15 protein-coding genes, 1 tRNA gene and 3 pseudogenes are annotated in these 24,657 nt (G+C 59.6%); 8 read left to right on the top strand and 11 right to left on the bottom strand.

Annotation, left to right across the window (positions count from 1 at the left end):
- Nucleotide 1: 1 nt before the first annotated feature.
- Nucleotides 2–268, bottom strand: a pseudogene (locus ACFOW6_RS11385) (SOS response-associated peptidase family protein); the annotation flags it as partial.
- 159 nt (nt 269–427) lie between these two features.
- On the opposite strand from ACFOW6_RS11385, the gene ACFOW6_RS11380 reads away from it, so the two are divergent.
- The 4 genes and pseudogenes from ACFOW6_RS11380 to ACFOW6_RS18185 all read left to right on the top strand — a co-directional run bounded on the left by ACFOW6_RS11380 (nt 428) and on the right by ACFOW6_RS18185 (nt 5,789).
- Complete coding sequence (locus ACFOW6_RS11380; protein ID WP_382422492.1) at nt 428–1,153, top strand: ImuA family protein; 726 nt, start codon at nt 428–430, stop codon at nt 1,151–1,153.
- On the top strand, nt 1,074–2,585 hold the full coding sequence (locus ACFOW6_RS11375; protein ID WP_382422491.1) for a Y-family DNA polymerase: 1,512 nt from the start codon (nt 1,074–1,076) through the stop codon (nt 2,583–2,585). Before ACFOW6_RS11380 ends, ACFOW6_RS11375 begins: the two co-directional genes overlap by 80 nt.
- A pseudogene (locus ACFOW6_RS11370) lies at nt 2,582–5,221 on the top strand (PHP domain-containing protein). Before ACFOW6_RS11375 ends, ACFOW6_RS11370 begins: the two are co-directional and overlap by 4 nt.
- Before the next feature lie 55 nt (nt 5,222–5,276).
- Nucleotides 5,277–5,789, top strand: coding sequence for an OB-fold nucleic acid binding domain-containing protein (locus ACFOW6_RS18185; RefSeq protein ID WP_449267363.1), 513 nt, complete (start codon nt 5,277–5,279; stop codon nt 5,787–5,789).
- Nucleotides 5,790–6,454: 665 nt separating this feature from the next.
- On the opposite strand, the gene ACFOW6_RS11365 is transcribed toward ACFOW6_RS18185, so the two are convergent.
- The 4 genes from ACFOW6_RS11365 to ACFOW6_RS11350 form a co-directional block, all read right to left on the bottom strand.
- Nucleotides 6,455–7,546 carry a site-specific integrase gene (locus ACFOW6_RS11365; protein ID WP_382422490.1) on the bottom strand — a complete coding sequence of 364 codons (1,092 nt, stop codon included), beginning with the start codon at nt 7,544–7,546 and terminating at the stop codon, nt 6,455–6,457.
- On the bottom strand, nt 7,543–9,669 hold the full coding sequence (locus tag ACFOW6_RS11360; RefSeq protein WP_382422489.1) for a hypothetical protein: 2,127 nt from the start codon (nt 9,667–9,669) through the stop codon (nt 7,543–7,545). Before ACFOW6_RS11360 ends, ACFOW6_RS11365 begins: the two co-directional genes overlap by 4 nt.
- Before the next feature lie 221 nt (nt 9,670–9,890).
- Entirely contained in the window at nt 9,891–10,130 is a 240-nt protein-coding gene (locus ACFOW6_RS11355; protein WP_382422488.1) for a helix-turn-helix domain-containing protein, read from the bottom strand.
- 242 nt (nt 10,131–10,372) lie between these two features.
- Nucleotides 10,373–11,029, bottom strand: coding sequence for a hypothetical protein (locus ACFOW6_RS11350; protein WP_382422487.1), 657 nt, complete (start codon nt 11,027–11,029; stop codon nt 10,373–10,375).
- A gap of 1,349 nt (nt 11,030–12,378) precedes the next feature.
- On the opposite strand from ACFOW6_RS11350, the gene ACFOW6_RS11345 reads away from it, so the two are divergent.
- Nucleotides 12,379–14,070: a hypothetical protein gene (locus ACFOW6_RS11345; protein ID WP_382422486.1), complete on the top strand. Its 1,692-nt coding sequence runs from the start codon at nt 12,379–12,381 to the stop codon at nt 14,068–14,070.
- A gap of 98 nt (nt 14,071–14,168) precedes the next feature.
- On the opposite strand, the pseudogene ACFOW6_RS11340 reads toward ACFOW6_RS11345, so the two are convergent.
- A pseudogene (locus ACFOW6_RS11340) lies at nt 14,169–14,507 on the bottom strand (ISL3 family transposase); the annotation flags it as partial.
- Nucleotides 14,508–14,864: 357 nt separating this feature from the next.
- Between ACFOW6_RS11340 and ACFOW6_RS11335 the strand changes: the two are divergent.
- The 3 genes from ACFOW6_RS11335 (at nt 14,865) to ACFOW6_RS11325 (ending at nt 17,336) form a co-directional block, all read left to right on the top strand.
- Nucleotides 14,865–15,269: a helix-turn-helix domain-containing protein gene (locus ACFOW6_RS11335; RefSeq protein WP_382422485.1), complete on the top strand. Its 405-nt coding sequence runs from the start codon at nt 14,865–14,867 to the stop codon at nt 15,267–15,269.
- A 113-nt stretch (nt 15,270–15,382) separates the two neighbouring features.
- Nucleotides 15,383–16,783 carry a hypothetical protein gene (locus ACFOW6_RS11330; protein WP_382422484.1) on the top strand — a complete coding sequence of 467 codons (1,401 nt, stop codon included), beginning with the start codon at nt 15,383–15,385 and terminating at the stop codon, nt 16,781–16,783.
- 328 nt (nt 16,784–17,111) lie between these two features.
- Entirely contained in the window at nt 17,112–17,336 is a 225-nt protein-coding gene (locus ACFOW6_RS11325) for a hypothetical protein (protein WP_382422483.1), read from the top strand.
- A 71-nt stretch (nt 17,337–17,407) separates the two neighbouring features.
- Here the strand turns inward: ACFOW6_RS11325 and ACFOW6_RS11320 are convergent, their stop codons facing one another.
- The 5 genes from ACFOW6_RS11320 to ACFOW6_RS11300 all read right to left on the bottom strand — a co-directional run bounded on the left by ACFOW6_RS11320 (nt 17,408) and on the right by ACFOW6_RS11300 (nt 24,580).
- Nucleotides 17,408–18,268, bottom strand: a complete 861-nt coding sequence (locus ACFOW6_RS11320) for an HNH endonuclease (protein ID WP_382422482.1) — start codon at nt 18,266–18,268, stop codon at nt 17,408–17,410.
- 4 nt (nt 18,269–18,272) lie between these two features.
- Complete coding sequence (locus ACFOW6_RS11315) at nt 18,273–19,886, bottom strand: AAA family ATPase (RefSeq protein WP_382422481.1); 1,614 nt, start codon at nt 19,884–19,886, stop codon at nt 18,273–18,275.
- A 1-nt stretch (nt 19,887) separates the two neighbouring features.
- Nucleotides 19,888–22,866, bottom strand: a complete 2,979-nt coding sequence (locus ACFOW6_RS11310; RefSeq protein ID WP_382422480.1) for a TrlF family AAA-like ATPase — start codon at nt 22,864–22,866, stop codon at nt 19,888–19,890.
- Nucleotides 22,867–22,884: 18 nt separating this feature from the next.
- The gene (locus ACFOW6_RS11305; protein ID WP_382422479.1) at nt 22,885–24,141 is read right to left on the bottom strand and encodes an ATP-binding protein; all 1,257 of its coding nucleotides are present in this window, start codon (nt 24,139–24,141) and stop codon (nt 22,885–22,887) included.
- Between the two features lie 364 nt (nt 24,142–24,505).
- Nucleotides 24,506–24,580: transfer RNA gene (locus ACFOW6_RS11300), tRNA-Thr, on the bottom strand.
- Nucleotides 24,581–24,657 lie beyond the last annotated feature (77 nt).

The raw sequence follows: 24,657 nt of genomic DNA, 5'->3' as shown, positions 1-24,657 counted from the left end.
GGAAGGATGATTTAGCAGTCGCCGAGACAGCGGTGCGCGCATTGAACATGGCATACTTCTGGGACAGCTCCTTCGCCCAGGGCGGCACTAGCCACCAGCGCACCGTTGCGGCCTCGCGCTGGCCGTCCTTCTCGCGGACGATCACGATGTCGGTTGTCGGCCGGATATCCGATCGCGGCTGCAGGTTGGGGGCGTTGTCGAGACGCGTCAGGTTGTAGAGCTCGACAAGCTCCTTCCATGTGAAATGCTGTGTAAAGCGGCCGCACATGGTGGCGTTTTCCTCGCGACGATGGACCCAATTGCGTCCAGTCTAGCCCCATCTCAGTTGCCGGATCGAGTGTCCTTCGACTCCCGTCTTGACTCTTCCCAGGCAAATGAGAACAAATAGAGAACATAATCATTCGATCATGGGAGCGAGCGAAGGGCCGTGTCCGGGACATCGACCATAGCCCGACTACGCGCGGAGATCCGGCACCTAGAGCAGGGACAGTGCCACAGCGGCGAAGTCCTGCCCTTCGAGGTGCCGGCGCTGGACGCGCAGTTGCCCGGGAGCGGGCTGGTGCTGGGCGGCGCAAGGGGCCCGACCGATGAGGCGGCAGCCACGCTCTTCACCGCCGGCATTGCCGCGCGCACCCGGGGACCGGTGCTCTGGTGCCTGCGTGAGCGCGACCTCTTCGCGCCCGCCCTGGCCCAGGCCGGCCTGGCGCCGGAGCGCGTCATCCACGTCGAGGCACCTGACGAGGCCGCCCTGCTGAACTGCCTGGAGGAGGGCCTGCGGCATGGGGGCCTGGGCGCCGTGGTGAGCGAGGTGCCGAAGCTCTCCCTGAAGGCCTCGCGCCGGCTGCAGCTGGCCGCCGAAGGCCAGGACACCCTGGCATTGGCCTTGCACCGCACCCCGCGGCCGTCGGGCGTGACAGGGCAGGGGGCACCGTCGGCGGCGCTCACCCGCTGGCGTATCGCCACCTGTCCCTCGGCACCCCTGCCGGTGCCCGGCGTGGGGCGGGCGCACTGGCGGGTCGAGCTGCTGCGGGTGCGCGGCGGCACGGGCACTGAGTTTACTGTGGAGGCTTGTGATGCGACGGGTCGTCTCGATCTACCTGCCGACCTGGCCAACGGATCGGGCGTGGAAGGCCGACAGGAGCTTGCCTCCTGACCGGCCGCTGGCGCTGCTGGATACGACGGGCCGGGTGCTGCTGGCTGTGGACACACCCGCCCGGCACCGCGGCCTGCGGGCCGGCCAGGCGCTCAGTCTGGCGCGCAGCCTGGTGCCCGAGCTGGAGACCCGGCCCGGAACTCCGGAGGAAGATGCCCGCGGACTGTTGCGCCTGGCCGAGTGGGTCTATCGCCATTACGCACCGCTCGTCGCGCCGGACCCGCCGGACGGCCTGCTGGTCGACACCACGGGTGCGGACCATCTCCACGGCGGCGAGGTCGCCATGCTGCAGGCCCTGCGCGATCGCCTGGCAGGGGCCGGCTTCGCCGCCCGCCTGGCGCTGGCCGACACGCCCGGGGCCGCCCATGCATTGGCGCGGTATGACGGCGAGCCCTGCGTTCGGGTGGCGCCCGGCGAGCACCGCGCGGCCCTCGCGCCCTTGCCCCTGGCGGCTTTGCGTCTGGACCCGGACCAGGTCGACCGGCTGGAGACGCTGGGCTTCGCGCGGATCGGCGACCTGATGGGCCAGCCGCGCGCGCCGCTGACCCGGCGGTTCGGCCCGCAGCTGCTGCAGCGCCTGGATGAGGCCCTGGGAGATCGCTACGAGCCCCTGACACCCCTGCGCCCGGCCGGGGTCCTTGAGGTCGAGCAGGTCTTCGGCGAGCCCATCGCCGCTGCCGAGACCATCGCGCGTTACCTGGATGACTTGGCACGGGAGCTCTGCCGCAAGCTGGAAACGCAAGGGCAGGGGGTGCGACGGCTGGACCTGATCTGCCGGCGTGTCGACCGCCAGGGTCAGGCCGTCATGGTGCGCCTCGCCCGGCCGTCCCGTGCCCCCGATCGCCTGGCGGAGCTGCTGTGTGATCGCATAGAGACGATCGACCCGGGCTTCGGAATCGAAACGCTGGTCCTGCGGGCCGCCCGGGCGGAGACATTGCAACCGGCCCAGAGGCTGAACGAGCTGGGCGCGGCGCAGGCGGCCGATCCCGTTGATCTGGTCGACCGCCTGGCCAACCGCCTCGGCGCAGGCCGGCTCTATCGCCAGGCGCCGGTGGAAAGCGACGTGCCGGAGCGTTCGGTCCGCCGCGTGGATCCCCTGGCCGCGGCCAGGGGACCAAGCTGGCCGGCCCGCTGGCCGCGCCCTGTGCGGCTGCTCCGGCGCCCCGAGCCCATCGAGGCGTTGGCCCTGCTGCCCGACTATCCGCCGGCGGCCTTTGTCTGGCAGGGAAGCCGGTACCGTGTGGTGGCCGCCGACGGGCCGGAGCGCATCCACGGCGAATGGTGGAAGCGCGATGCGGAGACCTGGGCCGTGCGCGACTACTTCCGGGTCGAGGATGACTCGGGTGGCCGGTACTGGATCTTCCGCTCGGGCGACGGTGTCGACGGGGCGAGCGGTACGCATCGCTGGTTCCTGCAGGGGTTCTTCGGATGACCGACACCGCGCGGTACGCCGAGCTGCAGGTGGCCAGCCATTTCAGCTTCCTGCGCGGGGCTTCGTCTTGCGAAGAACTCTTCAGCCGTGCCGCGGAACTTGGCATCGCGGCCCTGGGCCTGGTCGATTGTAACAGCCTGGCCGGTCTCGTGCGGGCCCATGTGGCGGCAAAGGAAAGCGGCGTGCGGCTGGTGGTTGGCTGCCGCCTCAACCTGACCGACGGGTCCTCACTCCTGGTCTACCCCGTGGACCGTGTGGGCTATGGACGGCTTTGTCGTTTGCTGACTCTGGGCAAGCAGCGCGCCGGCAAGGGGGAGTGCCATCTGGTGTGGGAAGACATGGCAGCCGACTGCGACGGCCTCATCGGCATCCTCCTGCCCGAGGAGCCCGACGCGGACTGCGCCGCGCGGCTGGTCCGGATGCGGGCGGCCTTTGGCGACCGGGCCTACCTGGCGCTCACCCTGCGCCGGCGCCCCGATGACCAGCTGCGCCTGCACGAGCTCTCCAACCTGGCGGCACAGGTGGGCGTGGCCACGGTGGTGACCGGGGACGTGCTCTACCACACCCCCGACCGGCGGCCGCTGCAGGACGTGATGACCTGTGTGCGTCACGGCTGCACCATCGATGATCTGGGGTATCGCCGCGAGCGCTGCGCCGACCGTCACCTGAAGGCCCCGGCCGAGATGCACCGGCTCTACGCCCGCTATCCGGAGGCGCTGGCACGCGGCCTGGAGATCGTTGACCGCTGTCGCTTCAGCCTGGACGAGTTGGCCTATCAGTATCCCGACGAGCGCGAATACAGGGACGAGACCCCGCAGCAGGCCCTCGAGCGCCTGAGCCGGGAGGCCGCAGGCAAGCGCTATCCCTGTGGCGTGCCGGACAAGGTTCAGGCGAGCCTGGAGCACGAGCTGGCCCTGATCGGCAGGCTCGACTACGCACCCTATTTCCTGACTGTGAACAGTATCGTGCGCTTTGCCCGCTCCCGGGGCATCCTCTGCCAGGGGCGGGGCTCGGCGGCCAACTCCGTTGTCTGCTACCTGCTCGGCATCACGGCGATCGACCCGGAGAAGCACGACCTGCTGTTCGAGCGCTTCGTCTCCGAGGCTCGCCGCGAGCCGCCGGACATCGACGTGGATTTCGAGCACCAGCGCCGCGAGGAGGTGATCCAGTGGGTCTACGAGACCTATGGGCGCGCGCGCCGCGCTCTGTGCCACGGTCATCCGTTACCGGGCCAAGGGCGCACTCCGGGACGTGGGTAAGGCGCTCGGCCTGCCGATTGACCTCATCGAGAGACTGGCCGGGCAGATCCAGGATGACGGCAGCCTTGCCGAGCCGACGGCCCCGGAGGGCACCGGCGGTATGGATCGTCGGGTGCGCCTGACCCTCGAGCTGGCCGGCCAATTGATGGGAACCCCGCGGCACCTGAGCCAGCATCCCGGGGGCTTCGTGCTGACCCGGGAGCGCCTGGACGAGCTGGTGCCCGTCGAGCCGGCGGCCATGGAGCTGCGCCAGGTGATCGAGTGGGACAAGGAGGATATCGCCGTACTGGGCTTCATGAAGGTCGACTGCCTGGCGCTGGGCATGCTCTCCTGCATGAAGCGTGCTTTCGACCTGCTGGCCGATCACAAGGGGGCCGATCTGGATCTGGCGAACATTCCGCAGGAGGATCCAGCCACTTACGCCATGATCCGCCGGGCCGACACCGTCGGGGTCTTCCAGATCGAAAGCCGCGCGCAGATGAACATGCTGCCGCGACTGAAGCCGCGCACCTTCTATGACCTGGTCATCGAGGTCGCCATCGTGCGCCCGGGGCCGATCCAGGGCGACATGGTGCACCCTTATCTGCAGCGGCGTGAGGGGCTGGCGCCCGTCAGCTATCCGACACCGGCCCTGAAACGCGTGCTGGGCAAGACCCTGGGCGTGCCCCTGTTCCAGGAACAGGCCATGCGGGTGGCCATCGAATGCGCCGGTTTCACGCCGGCCGAGGCTGACCAGCTGCGCAAGGGCATGGCCACCTTCAAGCACACCGGCGGGGTGGTCCACCTGGAGGAGAAACTGATCGAGGGCATGGTCGCCAACGGCTACAGCCGGGACTATGCGGAGCGGACCTTCAAGCAATTGGAGGGCTTCGGCAGCTACGGTTTCCCGGAGAGCCATGCGGCCAGCTTCGCGCTCATTGCCTACGCCAGTTCCTGGCTCAAGTGTCATCACCCGGACGTCTTCTGTGTGGCACTGCTCAATGCCCAGCCCATGGGGTTCTACGCCCCGGCGCAGATCGTGCGCGATGCCTGCGAACACGGCGTCGAGGTGCGTCCGGTCTGTATCAACGTCTCGCGCTGGGACTGCTCCCTGGAGCCGGTACCGGGACAAAGTCGGTTCGCCGTGCGGTTGGGCTTCAGGCTGGTAAAGGGTCTTGGCAATGCTGAAGCTGCGGAGCTGGTGGCGGCGCGTGGCGGCCGGCCCTTTTCCGGTGTCGAGGACCTGCGCCGGCGCACGCGCCTGGCGATGGCGAGCCTGGAGACGCTGGCCCGGGCCGATGCCTTCTTGCCCGCATTCGGGCTGGAGCGCCGCGATGCGCTTTGGGCCATCAGGGCCCTGGGCGATACGCCCCTGCCGCTCTTTGCCGCGGCGGATGAACGCGAGGAATCACGATCTGTGGAAGTGGAAGAGCCGGCCGTCGCCCTCAGGCCCATGACGGCCGGGGCTGCGGTGGTCCAGGATTACCGCCAGCTGGGGCTCAGTCTCCGGGCGCATCCGCTGGCCTTCCTGCGTGGTGCATTGCAGGAACTGAGGGTCGACTGCTGTTCGGATGTGCGCGCTCTGCGCGACGGTGCCCGGGCCGAGACGGCCGGCTTGGTCCTTGTGCGCCAGCGCCCGGGCTCGGCCAAGGGGGTGGTTTTCGTGACGCTGGAGGATGAGACGGGCACGGTGAACTGTGTCGTCTGGCCCGACCTGCTGAAGCGCGAACGGACCTGCATCCTCTCGGCGAGCCTGTTGTGCGTGCGCGGGACGGTCCAGAAGGAAGGTGAGGTGGTCCACCTGATTGTGCGGGAAGTGGAGGACTTCTCTGGCTTGCTGGATCGGGTGCCCCATTGCGAAAGCGAGCAGACAAGCGACACTGGATCTGCGGATGCATCACGCGAAGGGCAGGATCCCGGGAAGGGGCGAGACCGTCTCAGGATTCGGTCCCGGGATTTTCATTGAGCTGAACAGGCCAAACAAAAAAGGGCGCCTGACCAGGGCGCCCGACTTTATGGTCTTGTCCGCCTTCGCGGCGGTAAACATAGATGCGACATTTCTTCGCCGCATGCGCATTCTTGGCCGCCTTCGCGGCGGCACACTGTTTTATTGGCCCGAACCAGAGTGTTTGTGTTCGGGCTGAACTGCCTGCACGATGGCAAACATAGATGCGACATTTCTTCGCCGCGTACGCTTTCTTGGCCACCTTCGCGGCGGCACACTGTTTTATCGGCCCTGACCCGAGTGTCGTTCAGGGCCGATCCGCCTGCGCGGCGGAAATCTTGGCATTTAACGAAAGCTCCTAGCATTGAATATCGCATCAGAGAACTTTTCGTCATCGCCTCGCCAAAAGAAAATAGTACCGTAGGATTTGGTGGCAAGCCTTGAGCGGAAGTTTTTTAGAATTTTTTTTAAACACAAATATATCAGTCAGTTAATCGGGAGAATTTTCTCCCTTGTCGTGCCATAGTGGGGATGCGCTCGTGATTCTGAGAAAGAAAACTGTGTCGGGGCAACCAAGGCCATTCGTTTGATGACCTTGATCCTGTTGTAGATGCTCGGACGACTTTAGTGTTGAGCTGCGTCGCGCCGAGGACAATGCCCCCAATTAAAAACTTTCAGGATATGCACTATAATCTCGCATGCCCGAGATTTGCCGTTCGCGACTTGGTGTTCTGCCTGATTTCCCTCTCAGCGGCTTGCACAGCTGTATTGAAACACTCCTGCGCAAAGCGTCCGGCTCTGATCGAGTCTGCTTTCTGGGTATAGGCATCCCGGGTCTTGGGACTGCGGTGCCCGAGCAAGAGACTCACGATTGCGGGTCGCTCCGGTGCTGCGGAGAGCATGGACGTGGCCACGGTGTGCCGAATTAGGTGTGGGGTGGCAGGCCGGCCAAGTTTGTCCTTGGTAATCTTGGCCATCGCGCGGGAAAGCCCACCATCGTCTATGCCTCGCCCATGTTTGCCGATGAATACCTGAGCCTCTTCAGGATATGCCCTTTGCGGACGCCACACTTCGAGCCACTCCTCGAGATGGACAAGGATTTCCTTGGGCAGAACCCAGTCGCGGTCGCTCTTCATCTTGATCTGAGCCGGGTCGAACCGGATTGTTCCCTCCTCGAGGTCAAGCTGCTCCAGACGCAGGCTGGTCAGGGCACGCAACCGTTCGGGGGCGGCGAGCCCGAGCAGCATGAACAGGCCAGTACGATACCGCAGAAACCCTTCGAAGGGTGTCAGGTTCGGGGCCTCGAGCAATGCCGTCTCTGCCACATAGACGAGATCCTCCATTGCAACGAGCTTGTTGTAACGCTGTCTCGGGGCTTTCTCCGAGAGACGGCGCAGTCGTGCCTCTGCTTCCTGCAACCACCGTAGGTCTCCCGCAGCCATCCGCTCCGGGTAGAGGATGCCGGCGGCCATATTGAGACTGTGGACATTCGTGAAGAGGGTCCGTATCGAGGCCGTTTTCTCGGCCTCGATCAGGAACTTCTTTAGTTGGTGACGCTGTAACAGGCAGTCTCGTCCGGCTTTCTCTTCCGGAGTGAGTATCGCGAGGTAGCGCGTGACCATGCGTGCGCAGGTGTACCTGGTTTGCTGCACCCACTGGCAGTCTCCGGTGATCGGATCATGCGCCTCGATCCATGTGGTTCGGAGCGGCTCGGGCCAGGTGCGGGTTTCGCGCTCCAGGATCTCCCGGGTGACGGGAGAGGTTTTCATGTTTGTCATTTGGTCTTCCTTTTGATCATCAGCGTTGCCTGGTTCATGGCAAGAGTCAGAATGCGTTGCCACTCACGCTGAGCGATGATGGCGTTCACCTCGGCGTAGTAGGCTTCCGTGGTCGATAATTTCCTGTGGCCCAGGAGATGCTGTACCAAGCTCATCTTGCTGGGATCGATGTCCAGGATCAGCTTTGCTGTGAGGTGGCGACACAGGTGGATGTTGAGCACGAAGTCTGCTTCCGACCGGTTCGTTTTGGTGAAAAGACAGCTGAGGTGCGTGCTGGTACGATGGGCCATGCCGCCGGCGGGAAACAGGTGCGGGTTCTCGGGGTGAGCCCCGACACGTTTCATCAGGCCGGGCCTGAGCTCCTCCAACCACCAACGCAGAAGCGCCATGGTCGGTTCGTCCAGTTCGACGGTATGGTCCCGGTCGTTCTTGACCTGCCAGGCTTCCAAATTGAGGTAACCTTTGCCCCGTGTAAAACGGGGGAACGTGATCTGTGGGTTCGGGCCGGCGACCGTCAAAGCCGCCACATTCGCGGCCCGTATCGGAGCACAGCGCAGGATCCGGTGTACAAGCGCGATCAGAGCCAGGTTTATGGCATGGGGATCGTTTGCTGTTCGATGCAAACGCTTGCGTGATTTGGCGACCAGCTCGTCAGGCAGACGATACCAGTTCACCAGGTGCACTGGATTGTTGAACTGGCGCAGGCGTTCCCTATGACGACGGCCCATTTCCTTATGCGCATATTTCCGAACCGTCTTCCCGTTGCTCTTGCGCTCGAACCCTTTAAAAGATGGGTCCACGCGATCACGCATCTTCTCGAGGTACTGGATGTGCGAGCGTTCACGTCCGTCATATTGGGCCCAGTCTATCGCATCCTGGAGCGCATTCTTGCGGGTAATGGATTTCTGGTGCAGGGCCGGATCTCCGGATGCATTCTGGACCTCGATGTTGCGGACCACCTCACTCAATACCGCGCGTTCGGTTACGTCACTCAGACGATCCGGATCGGATCCATGGAGCTCCTGGTAGGCTGCGACGCAACGGACCCAGGCGCTGCGCTGCCGCCGAAGGGTCGTACTGGCATAGCGAAGCGGATCGACCTCACACTCAGGAGACCCGTCCTCGAGGTCCGCAAATGGGTCGTCCTCCAGCGTGTCGGGCACGCAGTCGGAGGCGCGCACCGGCGCGAGTTCCCTGGAAAGCGCGTTCACGTAGGCTTCCCAGATGTCACGGAGCGCCTCCGGGAGGTCCTTGTAGAAAAGCCCGCGGCGCTCCTCAGGGCTTCGATACAGCCGGGACAGAGTCTGGCTCGGCCAGCCGGCGACTTCGCGCTGCATGCGTTCCCAGCTGTAGATGGCCGCACGTGCTGTCTCGAATGCCGTGTCGGTGAGCTGGGTTTCAAGATGAGCCCGCCAGTCGGACACCACTTCGTCGTCCACGGCGTCAGGGGCGATGTCGTGCTGCCAGCAGTAGGTGATGAGGGCCCAGAGCTTGGCGAAGTCCCCACGCAGATATTCCTGTGCACGAGCCTTGTCCGTGAGCTGCCGCCAGGGACCTTGAAGGCTGCGGAAAGAAAAGCGGCTTCGATGCGAGGGATCCACGAGTCGAACGCCGCGCAGAATGCGTGATCGCAGGTTCCGGTAGGATGCGATCGAAATGCCGAAGTCGGCACCACTGTGAGCTGTGAGAGTATTCTGGATCGTCGTTTCCACAGCGGGGATATGCTCCGGCGCCTTGTCCTGGAGCCGGGCGAGGCGCTTGATTGCGCCGACCACTTTCTGGACCTCGCTGCCCCAGGGCTGCAGCTCGCTTGCGGCTATCGCATCGCCCAGATGGGCTGTGCCGAGCCAGACGCGCTCGGCCATGTCGGACGGAGGAACAGGTGTTGCCTCGAGGTGGCGCAGGACTATGAGATCATCACGCCATTTGGCCGGTCGCTTCTCTATTGGAACGGCCTCTTCGTAGAGAGCTACGATGTCCTCCGTTGCGATTGTTTCCGGCGATTGCTCCAGGGTTTCGTAGATGCGCCTGAGCGCACAGCGAGCGCGCCGTGCGGAATCGGCAGAAGGAAAGGCTGAAGGGAAAATCAGGCTGCGCGCGTGGTAGTGGGACAGTTGTGTCATGGTCTTGTCTCCGTGGTTCGGACTGTCGGTCTGCAACGAAGATGAGACCGACAGTCCGGCCTCGGAGTTGCTCGGGGTGATAGGGTGGGGTCCCTGTTTGGTGTTCAGTGTTGTGCAGGAGTGAGCACACGTCGTCTGGGGTGAAAACGGGCTCAAGGAATTCCGATCGAATGATTCGTGCCCGTTTTCACCCAAGGCCTTTATCCTGTTGTCATTGTTGGTCATTGGTGATCATGCGCGTCAGGGGTGTCGTTTGCCCTGAGCAACGCTCCCTCGGAGACTTCCGGCCAGTGCTCGGCGAGGTAGAGGCGCCAGTCGCGAACGGAAATCCGAACAAGCTTTTGCCCCTTGTGGGCGCCCAGTTCACCGCGCCGGATGGCGCGCCGGATCGTTGTGGAGGAGACGCCAAGGTTGGTGGCGCATTCGGACACCGTGAACCAGGTCTTGGTTGGTGCAAGCATGTGTTGAATCCTCTATTCTTGGGAAAGAGTCCCAAGAATAGAACAAAAAACGAACGTCCAATAGGTGGGCGCGGATTTTCCGCAAGAAAAATTTACAAGAATGCAGAAGGTGTCGGACCATGGGCGAGGACTGGGTCGAGTGACCGAGCGGAGGCCTGATCATCGCGATAGGGTCACCTCCAAATGCCGGAGTCTCCCGGCCGCACCCGCATAGTGATCGGGTGCGGCCGGGAGGCGAAGGCTCAGTGCAGGGTTTGCCCCTTGGCCTGCTGCTGCCCCAGCCTCTGGGCACGGTGGGCCTCCCGTCCCCACGAGATCAGGCCGCGCTCGACGTGGGGATAGCGCTCACGGGCGTTGCCCAGGTTATAGATGAGCGAGAGCCTTTTTACACCGCTTTCCAGCAGCCATGCGTGCTGGCCGACCCAGTACTCCTGAAAGAGCCCGTTTATGATTCCCACTCTTTCCTGGGCGTGCTGCTTCTTCCAGCGACGGTCCAGGCCGCACAGCCTGGTCTCCACAAGGCAAACCGGGTCAGCCTTTTCCCTGTCGGAAACACTGAGCTCGACCTCCATGGTTGCGCTGCGCACCCACTCCTGGGGCACGTTTATGAGACAAACCTCGAGTGCTTTTTCGAGCGTTTCGTCGAAGCTAGTGGGCTCAAGGGTAGCATTGGATGACCCACCTGCCGGCGGTGACGCCGTCAACTCGAATTGTGTGGTCGCGACATGCCAGGCGATCTGGTCGAGCATGTCATCGAGCCGGGATGCAAGGTGCTGGATATCGTCCTGGCTTGCCTCTTCAGGGACCTTGAATAGGACTCCTGTGCGCGGCGTGAGGTTGGTCGTGTACGAGAAAGGCACAATGCTATTGAGGGCGGGGATGAAGTCGGGATCAATCATCGTCAGAATTCCTTTGGGAAGTTGAGCAGACCCGGTCGCGTGTCGAATCACCGGTTCGCCGCCGGGTCGTTCCTAAGATTTCGGGGTAAGCGGCGTGGAGAGTTCAGTGCCAGAGCAAGTGGTTCAGGTTGCTGCGTATCTCGAGCACCTGGATGCCGCTTTTCCGGAGCCAGGGAAGCTCATGGCTCCAGAAATCGTGGAGCAGGCCGCTGGCCCTGTGCTGATCTTGTGTGACATCAAGGCGTTTAAGGAGGCGAACACCAGGACCGGTTAGAACTCGAGGCACGATACGGGTTTGGCATTCAATGGAATTGCCTTCCCGGTGCAATCGGGCGATCGTGTCGTAGAAGCCCCGTTTGCGTTCAGGGATCTGGGTTCCGAGTATTTCGGCGACCTGCCTTAGGCAGCAGATCAGCTTGCGACGATCCAGATGGATCCCATTGCTGGGAGAATCCGGATCCCCAGGATACACGCTCACCTGGACCCGGATGCGACGATCAGGGAAATAATTCTCGAGGGCCTGTAGCCAGGCTTCCAGGTTCTTTGGGGGTTCGAAAAGCGGTCGGTCCTCTTCGTGGTTTCGGAGCCAATCGGGTGTCGCATATGCCAACTGGAGCGGAACGCTGGTACAAGAATTTAGGGGACATAGACTTTGCATATCGGGATACTCCTGGGTGAGTGGAATGTTTCACACCGCAACCCTTGGAGATCCTTACTGTCCGTCGGGCCGCGCATGCATCGCCAGATGCGCGGGCCGACGGACGTGGTTCCTCCTGTAGAATGAGACTTCAGTTCTTGTGAGGTTTTTTTCCTATGGGTGCATAGGTTGCCGCGGGTGATCGCTCGAACTGGACCCGTATACCCGCGGCTGGTGTCCACCAGCTTTCTGGATCTGCAAGCGGCCACTCAAGCACCGCGTTTGAATGGTGGGCGAGCTGATCCTCAGGTGGCTCGAAGCGAATCCATGGCAGGTACGAATTGCGAGGTCGATCCTGAAAGGGGGCATATGACGCGGTAAACCCTTATGGGAACGGCGGGCTGAGGACCTTCAGTCGAAGATATTCGCTTTCATCGTGGGAATCGCCTCTTCATCTTAATATGATTATCTTCGCAAGCGTCAAACTTGGTGCGGCTTTCGGCGCAGGCTAGGAAGATCGTTACCATAGTTCCTGTGGTGATGATTGGGTAGATCTTCTAATTATTCTAGGGATTGGTTAGCCTGCGTGTGCTCGCTACTGCTATCCATAAGGCCTGCCCAACCAGCAGCACGGCAAGCGACACAATATAAGCGGCACTTCCTTGTCTCGCTGAAGCGAGACCTATTGTCGACACTCGTGGATCGTGAAGACGTGAAGGTACTTATGACATTGATGCATTCTGATATTGAGCTTGCAGCCTACCAAGGTGTGTCTTGGGCAGATGCACCTTTCTTCTATGCGTCTCGGAAACGCCTGGGAGAATTGCAACAGGCAAGCACGGAAGAAGCGCGAGTTCAGGTCAAGCAGGCTATCTATGAGGATTTCCTTCAGAATCTGGACGTGCAATCAGGTACTGGTGACAGCTCGAGACTTACCGTGTTTGGGCGCTTTCATTCCAGTGCCGACTCCATGACGCAGATTCGACCAGATTTTCTCTGGGACAGAGATTACGAGCTGTTGGTTGATGAAAATAATGCAACCTTGTTGATGCCATCTGGTCGTATTTGTGCTGAGGACCTGCGGGTTTGCCCTGGAGCGGAATGGGGATTTCTAGATGCGGATGTGCATCCTACTAAGCGCCACACTTTCGCGGATCTTTTGCGGCTTTGGTTCGACAGTGAGATATGGTGGCAAACCGAATGGCAACGTTCAACAAGCCAAGATGAAATTCGCTGGCACATCATGGAGTATTTTCGGTATCTGCTAGACGAGCAAAATTTGCTTAAACTTCAAGGTAGTATTCAGTTTCCGGGAGATGGCATACCCGAAAGGTCGGTTAGCACATTACCGAATGAACTCCTGCTTGCGGCACTGGAAGATTGGGCAATGAATAGTGACAGCCCAGACCTTTCTTACTCCCTTGAACGATACATGGAAAAATCCTGGAGAAGCCTGCGCCTTTTACCGGTATACCTTGCCAATCCGGAGGATACGGAACGAGTAGGAGTTTTCTCCATACGATTCAACAATGTCGGGGTATTGTCGGGTCTAAATTGGTGGAGCGTCTGCCGGGATTATTCCTCGTCGGAAGCGCAGGAAAAGCTCGATAATATCGATGATGAGTTTCTCAAGTTGAGCACTGAGTACAAGAACGCTCGACCTCTATGGGATGACACCATTGATCCTATATATCCTTCGTGGGCGCAGCCGAATTTTAATAGTACCTTGCGGCCCGAGCCTGAAGACATGACCGCACTCGCCTTCAGTTCTGTAATTAGTGGCGGCGGCGCATGGATCGAAAAAACCTGGGCTAAAGATTTCAGTCACAGATGGATGGTACTTGAAGACGAGAGGGATAATATCTGGCTTCAGATGGAGCAAGACCTTCTTTCTCTATTGGAGAGTGGTCATCTCAGAGCATGGGGGTATGACGGAAGATCAGATGAGCCTCGTCCCTTTCTTGCTGAGTCGCTCAAGGCGGCATGCCCATCAAGCCATGAGCCAAGTTCATTTAATGCGGATTATTGGCTCCTGAATGATGGGGTCAGGGCCAAGCTTCTCCGGTTCTTTTCGACTGATACGAAAGAGCACAGGTCGGTTCAAACTCGCCGTAAGCGCGCCACCAAGCATGAAGTTAAAGAACGGCGTCTTGCCGAAGCAAAGATTCTTAGTGCGTTGTTTGAAAGCGACAGTACTTTTAGGGAAGCATCCGCTGAAGCTCTAGCTGGTCATTTGCTCCAAGAGCTTCCCTCAAGAACCTACACAATAGGTATCGATCAAGTAAAGGCCGATATATACACAATATCAGAAAAGAAGGGAGGGGTCTGGTGCATCGATTCCAGGTACTATTCGAGAAACTCGAGTTCTGCTTCGGGGCGGCCAGGAAGGAATGAGTCGGTATAAAATTTAGGTTTATCGCGTATTAGCAGGGAAGCGGCCTTGATCTTGAAGAAGAAGTAATCTGTGTCGCGGTATCCATAGGCCATGCGTTTGATGACCTAACGCGCGGGTTTGTCGTGGCGCAGCTGGTTGGCTTTGTCGACACGAACATGGTCGATGACCTCACGTCCGAACTTGGCGACGACATGAAAGAGATTGTAGACAATGCGCGCCTTGGGGCAGTGCGTCCGGGTTTCCTTGTCCAGGGCCGTCTTCATGTCGATCGCCACGGCCTCAATGCTGGCGCAGGCTTCAGGCCCCAGCCAGTCGAAGAAGGGGCGCACTGCTTCCCGGCTGCGGCCCTCGCCCACGCAGAGCACCTGCTGGCTGTCGGCATCGATGACCACTGTTGCATAGCGGTGCCCCTTGAACAGAGCGCTCTCGTCCATGATCAGGCGCCGCAGGCAGCTGTGCTCCGGGGCGCAGACCTCGTGCTGCAAGCGCCTGTGATCGATGGTCTTGATGGTATGCCAATGCAGCGCAAGCAACTGGGCCACATGCTGAACCGGCAGCAGGCACACCAAGCTCTCCACGTAGCTCCTGTCTGGTGATGGGGGCGACACCCGCCATCATCTCAGCCAGGAAACTCTCCGGCGTATGACATCTAAACTCCCACGATAGCGGGTTCGTTCAATCCCCGGAGAGTCAGGGATAAGAACCTTTAGGATAACAGCTCTACCTTAAGTGAATATAATATCCAGATATTATCTCTGGCCTTTGAAAAAATCAGTACAACGCAATCTTGATCTCCAGACAACATGGAGATCAGTGCGATGCCAATTAGCGAAACCCCTGCAACGTGCAGGAACACAACAAAATTAGCCGAAGACTTTCTCAATGCCTTAACGAGCCGGGACGCAAAAGGTGTTGCCTGGCTCACTCCGGAGATTGCAGCCAGCCTATCAGCGCTGAATATAGAGCCGCACCATCTAGCGGCCTTGGCAGTTGATCCGGCTTACTTGGATAGTGCAATTACAGAGCAGGGTGCTGCCGCCCTCCTAGGGGCAGAGGTACCAACCCTTCGCCGTTGGCGCCAGGTTGGTGATGGTCCTCCCTTCCTACGTATAGGACGTTTGGTTCGCTATCGTCGTGCGGACTTAGTTTCCTGGATGCGCAGCTGTCGCATGCGGCATGGAAATGTCCCTCTAGATGGAGGTGAGTGAACATGCATTCAGTTGAATCAAGCCCCGGATCTTTATCTAACAAACCCATAAATAAGATTGGTAAGGGGAAGTCTGGCCGGAAGCGTTTACAGGGCTCCGAGCTTGTAGACGTAGTGACCGCAGAGATTGAACTATGGCGAACGCCGGATAGCCAAGCCTATGCCACGATTCCCGTTGATGATCACCTAGAAAACTGGCCAGTCCAGCAGTTGCGTTACTGGCTAATGAACCGGGTGATTCAAAAAGGGGCAAAAGCACCAGGAACCCAATCCGTTCGCGATGCGCTCGAGGTCCTCGAAGCGAAGGCACTCTATCAGTCGCCAGTTCATAAACTTCATGTGCGGACGGCGGAAGGAGAGAACGGCACCTGCTATATAGATCTCTGCAACAAGAGTTGGCAGGTGGTCGAGATTTCTTCTCTAGGTTGGCGCGTTGTATCCAATCCGCGGGTCAAGTTTCGCCGCTCCCCCCAAATGCAACCACTACCTGTACCAGTATCCGGAGGGACGTTGGCCAACTTGGAAAGCTTTCTGAACCTGCCGGATGAAGCGAGCTGGAAGCTCACAGTAGCCTGGCTCTTGGCATCCCTGCGCCCAAAGGGTGGCTTTCCCATCCTGCTGGTCAATGGTGAGCAGGGTTCCTCGAAAACGACTTTTTCCCGTGTACTCAGAGATCTGGTTGACCCAAACCTTGCTCCGGTTCGCTCGGTCCCCCGTGATGAAAGGGACCTTTTCATTTCCGCCTTGAATGCCTGGGCTCTGACCTACGATAACCTGTCCGGTGTGCCGAATTGGCTCTCGGATGCATTCTGCCGTCTAGCTACTGGTGGTGGATTCAGCACCCGTCGCCTACATACCGACAATCAGGAAATGGTTTTCAGTGGCCAAAGGCCGCTTATCCTGAACGGCATTCCGGATCTATCTTCTAGGGCGGACTTGGTCGATCGAGGTGTTCATTTGGTCCTTCCGCGCATAGATCCTGAGAAGCGCCTGAGTGAATGGGTCTTCTGGGAGCAATTCAATAAAGCGCGACCCTATATACTTGGTGCGCTGCTGGATACCCTCAGTGAAGCAATGGGCGTGCTGCCAGAAATGGAGCTAAAGAGCGCTCCACGTATGCGTGATTTTGCTGAGCTGGGGGTTGCTGCGGAGCAAGTTTTGGATTGGCCTGAGGGTTCCTTCCTTTCGGCCTATATCAGCAACAGAGAAGATGCCGTTCACAGTACCGTGGAAGCTGACCCCCTTGCAGTTGCTCTGATGGATCTTTCGAGAAAAGGCGATGGTGCGCTAGAGTTCACGCCGACCGGCCTCCTGAAAGCACTGAACGAGAATGTCGACGAAACGATCCGAAAAAGCGACGTCTGGCCAAAAACACCCTCTGCCCTTGGTAGCAGAGTTCGGCGCGTGGCCCCTGGATTGAGTGCTCTGGGTGTGAAAATCGATACCCGGCGATTTGGCAAGAGGCGTGAACGTGCCGTCTTGATTCAGGGCAAGCCAACCAAATCATTTCACTGAGGGAGTATTGTTTCACTTCTTGAAACTTTCTCGACCACGGTCGACAGCCGCGATCAGCCTGTGAGCACCGCTCGGTACGGATTGCCCTTTCTACCGACCACTTGGGGACAGAAAGAAGTCCATATTCTAGACCACTTTGTTGCCCTCATGGGGCCGCCATTTTGGATCTGGATATGTGCACACCGCGATCTGAGACCTCTATCTGATGGCGGACGATGCAACAGGGGATCAGGAGGGTCGTGAAGAGGAGATCGCTGCTTGGATAGTCGGATGAGACTGCTGCTTGGGTTATAGACTTGGGGGATCGATAAAATCCTGGATGCAGGACATGGCGCGCGCGGACCTGGACAGCATTCTCGAGGAAGCCGACTTGTCTAGGGTGGAAGGGTCCGTCACCAGCCGCTATGTGCACCACCTCGACGAGGTTCTAGTTGCTGCCGCAAATCGTGTCGCCGAAGTGATCTTCTCAATGATGACGTCCCCGCAGCCGGAAACATTAGCGCGCAAGCGTAGCTCCAGCATGCTGGAGAGCGCGGAACAGGTTTCGGCCTGATCATTAGGGTGTGGCTGGTTCTGCCACCGTTGCTGACCTGGCGCCGGGAGATTCTAACGCCAGATCGACAATCATTCATGTACCGGATGAGCATGAACCCGAACTGTCTCGAACCCACCGTCGCAGAAATCTTCGTTGTCGGCCAACGCTCGATAGAGCTTCGCTAACCAGTAGTTAGGGCCAAACACTTCCTCAAAATCCTCTGCGCCCTCTCTGAGTTTTTCCGCAACCCGTTCGGCGTCTTCACCCAAACCATAAGCTCGGCGAAGCGCGGGATACTGCCCTCCCAAATGCTCCAGCCCCATCAGTCTGTATCGATCCGCGAGGTTCAACTCGTTGAAGTGCGACCGCAAATGCTGGAATACTTGAAGCGCCATACCGGCCGGTCGGACGAGGCGGTACGAAAGTACCAGTGCGTCTGCCTCCATCCTCACTCGCACCACCAAGAAACCCGTGTCAGGGATCTGGTCATAGCAAGGATGCAGGAACATGCGCACGTTCGTTCCCTCGTCCAGAATTCGGTCTCGCTTGCGCGTGTTGCAGACCGCACAACTAGGACAGAGATTGTTTGGGAAGGCTGAGAACTCCGGAAATTGCTCCTTGGGCAAATAGTGATCCAGCGTCGACGACTCGCTGATCCCGCAGAATGGGCAACGCGCAACGTTGACCCTCTTCAGGAGATCGCCGCGGAGCTGCGTCATCGGCTGGGTCTCCACCTTATATGCGTGACGCATCGCATCTTTCTGCAAATTGGTCATCTGGACCTCTGCCAAGCCGCCGACTTCCGGGACAGCGTCGTCATAGTCCTGGTAGGCGGAGAGCACCCTTGCGCGCACTGCCAACATACGTCGCCGTCGCGGCTGATGCTTGGCGGCGGAGATATCATCGAACACGTCCGTCGCGTTGACGGCCAGCACCGGAATCGAACGCATCCCGCTACTCCTCCATCTCATCGCGAATGCTCAAAACGTAGGAGCGCGCTGCGAAACCAAGCTTGCGGCCGAAGGCTTCCTCAATCTCCTCGAGAGTGTTCCGGCGCGCCAATGCCTTCAGCGTCTCGTGCCAATCGGTCGAGTCATCACCGAGATTGAATACCTCCTGCGTTATGACGCCAATGTTCTCGGCAAACGTCTCCACACTCGGAGACACAACGCGGTTCTGGTCGGCTAACCGGCGAAGCACATGGACATACTTCGCCGGCGTTTCCTGCAAAACCACAGGTGAGTGAGTGGCAATGATTGCATAACCGTCGAAGGCTTCGAGGCAGTCCCGCACGCTCTTGAGGAACGCGGCGAGCAGTGGCGGATGAAGGTGGGATTCTGGCTCGTCGATCAGAACCAGGGTTGGTTCCGACCCTGAGATACGCGCCGTGAGTTCGGTGACGATCTTGAGCACGACCTTATGCCCACTGCTCAATCCGCGGAAGAGCTCCGCCAAGTCCTCATCATCCCGATTGGCATAGAGCTGAGTCAAACCAATGCGTTGAAACGATGGGTCACGAAGAAGCGGTTTCAACACCTCCAACAGGTTCTCCAACCGGTCGGCCTCGCGAACCCGCTTGAGCGCAGCTAAGAACTCCGCCTCGATTTCCGATGGAGTGCGCAACCGATAAGCCTGCTCGTCATCGGGTGCATCATCGTCCGATCGCTCGCGAAGGCCGCAGTAGACGTAACCGAATATCTCTCCGCTGTCCTGGAGCCTCTCCTTCTCCTCCTCGGTGCCTCCTGGAATGACAAAGGTGTCGAACGCGCTGTAGGACACCACAACCACCGTCTTGAATGGTGGCGCATTACCGACGAACCGGCCCGCTGCATCTTCAAGGATATCTTTTTTGCTGCCATAACCAAAGCCACTCGCGACGATAGCGAGGTTGGATAGTAGCCGGGTTTTACCTGTACCATTGTATCCAATCAGCGCATTGATCCGATTGGGCAACCGGCCCCTGCGCTGAAAATCGAATTCAATCGTGAACGCGTTCGAATTGCGTGCCACTCGCGTTTTGAATTTGACCTTGAACCCTGCGCTTCGCCGGCGTGCGGGTGACGCGTCTGCGCGCAGCAATCGTGAAGCGTCGGCGATCGTACGCTTCGCCCCGCTAAAGCGTAGCAGCGAAACTTGATATGCTTCGGTATCCTCGACGCCGGCCTTGATCTCGTCATCGATCGCGACGTCTCGAAGACCTTTCAAGTAAGGCTCAAAGACATCTCGTCCGAGCTTATAGATCGTTTCATAGTAGTCGAGGTCTGCGCCCAGTGACGCGTGGCTCGCGGGCAGCTCACGAAAGGCGCGTTTGGGCATTTCGGTATAGCCACTGGAACGCCCCGTCTGAATAATTTTGATATTTCCAAGTTCGTAGCTTTCATCTGCTGACAAGTGCAACGTGACTTGGAAAGTTGTTTTGTACCCGTAGTCGTCCCAGTTGTCCTGGACGAGCACAGCATGCGGATACCGATTGATCGTCGGCGATTTGCCCGACCTGAATTTGACGACAAATCTCATTTGGATGGCCCCGTCCCGGCCGATGTATTCTTCGGTGTTTTTATCGGGCAATTCATCGTTCCAACCTCACTCGCAGGCGCCGTGCCCTTTCGCGGAAAGCGGCCTCCCCCCCTTCCAAGATGTCACACACCGACTTGCGGATTTCCGCGCTCTCCAGCCCCCCCGACAAATAAGTTATCGGCGGAAGACCGCTCGAAGGATGCGGACCGGCAGACGCTACAACGATCTGGTCCGCATCGGTGTTGATGACGAGGTTGGCATTGTGGGTGACCATAATCACCTGGCGCTTTGCCTTAGCTGCAATGAATAGCGCCACCAACTCATCGAAAACAGATTTGGGATCTAGATTTTCCTCAGGCTGGTCGATGATCAGCGGACGATCGTCTGAATCGTCGAGAGTGAGATAGAGCAGCAGCAGCACGATACCGCGCGTGCCGGGCGACAGCTTGCGAATGTCGACACCGTCATAGGCAATCTCGTAGCGAACCGAGATGTGATCGGTGCCGAAAAGCCAGTGCGCAAGTTGCTTCGACCAGGCTCGATACTCGGCTTGCTGCGTTGGCGCATATGGCGCGTGCGATAGCAAGTCCTTCAAGTACCTTGTCATAAATGCTGTCATAGCTGCCTGCACTTCGGCCGCCGAACCACTTTCCCAAGCCGGCTTTAGTGCTTCAGTGGCAGCCGCGATCAGCGAACCTCGACCGTAGAACGGCCCGGCCTTTCGGCGGTCGAGAAGCTCTTCCTCCGCGATTGTGCCCCACGCTTGAACGTCGGCAATCCTGCGAACCGAGAAGCTGAGCTTCCTCAGTGTGCCCGATGCTTCCGCCAGCCGCGCCATCAGAGGTGCGTAGAGCCCTGCAAGGGCGTTCTGTTCGTTGATGATCGCCTCGAACACCCGACCGTAGGTGTCATCGCGTTCGGTCTGGAGATCCTTGCGGCGGGCCGCCGCACCTTGCGCATCGGTGAGTCTGGTCTCAAGCGTCTGAAGCGCAGAGTTCTCCTGCGCGATGCGGCCGGTCAGTGCGGTGTATTGTTCGCGGACCAGCTTATCGGCGCTGAACAGCGCTTCGAGGCGAGTCATTTCAGCGACGATCGGAGCGAGCGGCAACGTCGAGAGATCGGCGGTGTCGGGAATTAGCGGCGTATTCGGATCGCCAGGTGCCGGCGGAACGCCATTGAGCTTGCGGACCTTGCCATCGGCCCACGCAATATACGCCGCGAGGCTCTTGTCGACGTCACCTTTGTAGATCAACAGGAACTCGTCCCACTGCTTGGCATCGAGGCCGCTGTTGCCGTGGCGCCCTTGTGCCTGGCGGAGCATTTCAGGAGCGCCAGTGGCGCGCATACTGCGAACTTCGTCCTGCAGGGCAATGAAGGTACGGCGCCGATTGCCGTGCGCCTGGATCTTATTCCTAAGCTTCTGTGCCGCCTCACTGAGTTGTGTGTGCCTCGCAACCTGCGCTTCAGTGCCTTTAACCACAAGCTTGGCACGGTCGGCCATATAGTCGGCGATCAGCTTCTTCTTCTGACCAACCTGCGTGGTAAGAGTGGCGACGAGGCTCTCCTTTTCGAACTCAGAGGCGATGCGATCAGAAATGTCTGCGATCGCTTCCGCCTCGCGTGCGCGCGCTTGCTGGAAGCGAGAGGTCTGCTGGTCGCGCAGCTCGGCGAAGTCGAGCGCCCATTCGCGATCGTCCTGCGAGTGGGATTCGAAAATCACACGCTCGATCTCGTCCACGAGGCCGTCGGACACGCCCTTGGACGAGCACAGCTCTTCTACGAATTGCTGGGAGAGGTACCGAGCACGAGGGAATGATACATGGCCGTTTGCGTCGCTTCCATTGAGGGCCCGGGTGACCGCTGCGCCGCCGCCCCAAGTCAAAGTCGTGGTCGCGTTACCGATAAGTTTGCGCGCTCGTGCCAGAAAGGAGGGGCTTATGTTTTCATCGGCATCCCAGCCCGCAGGCGTGATCGCGTCGCATCCAGCAGCGATCACGTCGGCCAGCGCCGTCTTGCCCGATCCCCGCGCCCCGATGATCGCCACAAGTCCGGGGTTGAGGGGAACGTCTGGAGTGATTGCCCAATCCGTATCGTCAATCCGAACGTGCGAGATGACCTGCGACGGCATCGCAGACCGCGGCGGCTGTTCACCGACGTAGGCGCGCCCGCCGGGATCGATGCACGCTTGGCGGAGGGCATCAAATTCGAGTCCACCCTTGATCCATGAGAACCGATCGCCGAATGGCGATGCCACATCCTCCAGTTTGTGCGCATCGCTGCCATGCAGGCAAGGTTTGAGGCCGCCGTACTGGGTACGGATTTCATCGGGACCAAGGCCCTTCTGCCCCAGCCAGAATTCACGTTGGGCAGGACTGCCGGCAAAAATCACATGAGCAAAGCTCTCGATCTCGCGCCGGATCGTTTGATCTGCAGCCTCGCGCACACCCGAGGTGCCATCCGTTGCGCCGCCCGCGACAGCAATCAGGATGTTCTTCTTGGCCCATGCGCTTTCGGAGAACACCTCGCGAAGTTTCTGGAAATTGACCTTGAACTGGTTGACGCCATAGGCCAGCGCCGCCCGATCATCAGTGATGCTGGAATCAGCATTCTTGCCGAGCCGGATGAGATCGGCCCGCGTACAATCGAAACGGTCCTGCATGACGTTGAACTGCAAGCGCGACAGCAGACGCCGCAAGTCGTCGAGATGTTGAGGGTCTTCCGGGCTGACGAACAGGTGGAGATTGACGAAGCCCCCTTTCGCCGTGGCGACGTCAAGCCGGAGTTCGACGTTCGGAAAGACCAGCTTGGCGTTAGGAAGGCGCCCCGCAGCTTTGTGCCGTAACACCTCTTCGTACGTATCGGTCACATAATAGTCTGTGACCGCAATTGCCTCGATGACTGGCGTAGCTTGCTCGAGCGCGGTCAGATAGTCGTTCCACGCGCTTTGGCCGCTGAATTGATTGTTCATGACCGTACCTGGCGCGTGAATATGCGGTTCCCATCTCCGCCATTCTGACCCTCTGTTGAGCATTGTTTCCCCTTCCGTCGACTACCTCGACGCTCCTGTCTTATTCGTCAGCGACTCCACATTCCAAAGACTCGATAACGGCGCGGCCGCCAGCTTGTCGCCAAACGGCACGACATCCGCGTTGTCGTAGAGCACGGTGCCGAACGCGAAACGGTCTCCGCAGGCTTCGGCCAACGCTCGCAAGCCAGCGAAATCGCCGGATTTGACCGTGGCGCTCGCCTTGACCTCGATACCGACGATCATCCCGTCATCGCGCTCCAGTACGATGTCGACCTCCCGCATGTCCCGATCCCGGAAATGATGCGGCGTCAGCCGCAAGTCAGAAGCCGTCATCAGTTTGAGCACCTCCGAGAACACGAAGCTTTCCAAAAGCGCGCCGAATGTCCCGCGATCCGCCTTCACTCTGTCGACAGTCAGTCCGCGCGCGCTCGCCAGCAGGCCGGAATCGAGGAAATGCAGCTTCGGTGTCTTGACGATGCGCTTCAGTGCATTGGTGAACCAGGGCTGCAGTGTCGCGATCAGGAAGACCTGTTCGAGCAGACCGACATAGCGCTGCCCCGTCTTGTGACTGACATTGATGCTGGCCCCGAACTGCGAATAGTTGACCAGCTGGCCGGAATGCTCGGCCAGCAGCCGCACGAATTTCGGAAGCTCGGTCAGCTTCTCGACATCCGCGATGTCCCTGAGGTCGCGTGTGAGGATCGACGTGAGGTAGGACCGTGCCCAGTCCTGCCTGCGCCGCTCGCTTTCGCGGGCGAGCGCTTCGGGAAAGCCGCCAAGCAGGACGGCGTTGACGAGATCGTCGCCAACGATCGCTTTGCGCTGACTTTGCGGCTTCCCCTCGAACAGGCGCTCCAGGAAGGTCGGTGTCCGGCCCTCGATCTCGGCCCTCGCCAGTGGCAGCATCTGGAGCGTTTCCATGCGGCCGGCGAGGCTGTCGGCGATACGCGGCAGCGTCAGGACATTGGCTGAGCCCGTGAGAAGAAAGCGGCCGGGGCGGTAATCCTCGTCGACGGTCTTCTTGATGGCGAGCAACAGGTCCGGGGCGCGCTGAATCTCGTCGATGATGGCAAGGTCCAGTCCGCGGATAAATCCGGCCGGATCGGCCTGGGCGGCTTCCAGAACGGTTTGGTCATCCAGCGTGACGTAGGTGCGGCCAGATACCCCCATCTTCTTGACGAGCGTCGTCTTGCCTGCCCGACGTGGCCCCACGATGAGAACCACGGGCGTATCCAGAAGGGCTTCCTCTGCCCGACGCTCTACAAACCGCTTGAACATCCAATCTCCGAGTCTCCGGCAATTGGAACTATCCATATCAGCTGATTGGAAGTCAACGGCTCGCTAATTGGAACTCATCACTCCGCCCGTTGGGAGGGCATGAGAGAAGAGACCGGTGCATCGAGCCTGCAAGGCAACCCGGCGCTGGATGTCGCCGGTGCCGGTCCTGCCACAGAGAACGCTTGCCGGCCCCTTCCCACATATCGACATGCACCTGACAGCGCCTTGATTAATAGCCTGTCGTAATTGCTCAAATTGGCTGGCGCGGTACACTTTCTCCAAGCTTCCGATATGCTTCCAACGAAGAAGCAGGAATCTCCTTAAGAAATAGCGCCCTTATAAGAAGTTGTTTTATAAAGGAAAATGGTGCCGACGGAGTGATTCGAACACTCGACCTACTGATTACGAATCAGTTGCTCTACCCCTGAGCTACGTCGGCTTTGGCCGGGAAGGCGGCTATACCTAGAGCAGATGGGGCCTGTTCGTCAATGTCCGAGGGACGGCTTTGCGCTCGCT

This window comes from Fodinicurvata halophila (assembly GCF_042651425.1).
Lineage (GTDB): Bacteria > Pseudomonadota > Alphaproteobacteria > Kiloniellales > DSM-21159 > Fodinicurvata > Fodinicurvata halophila.
The sequence above is the reverse complement of the archived record's forward strand: the minus strand, read 5'-3'. Positions and strand labels throughout refer to the sequence as shown.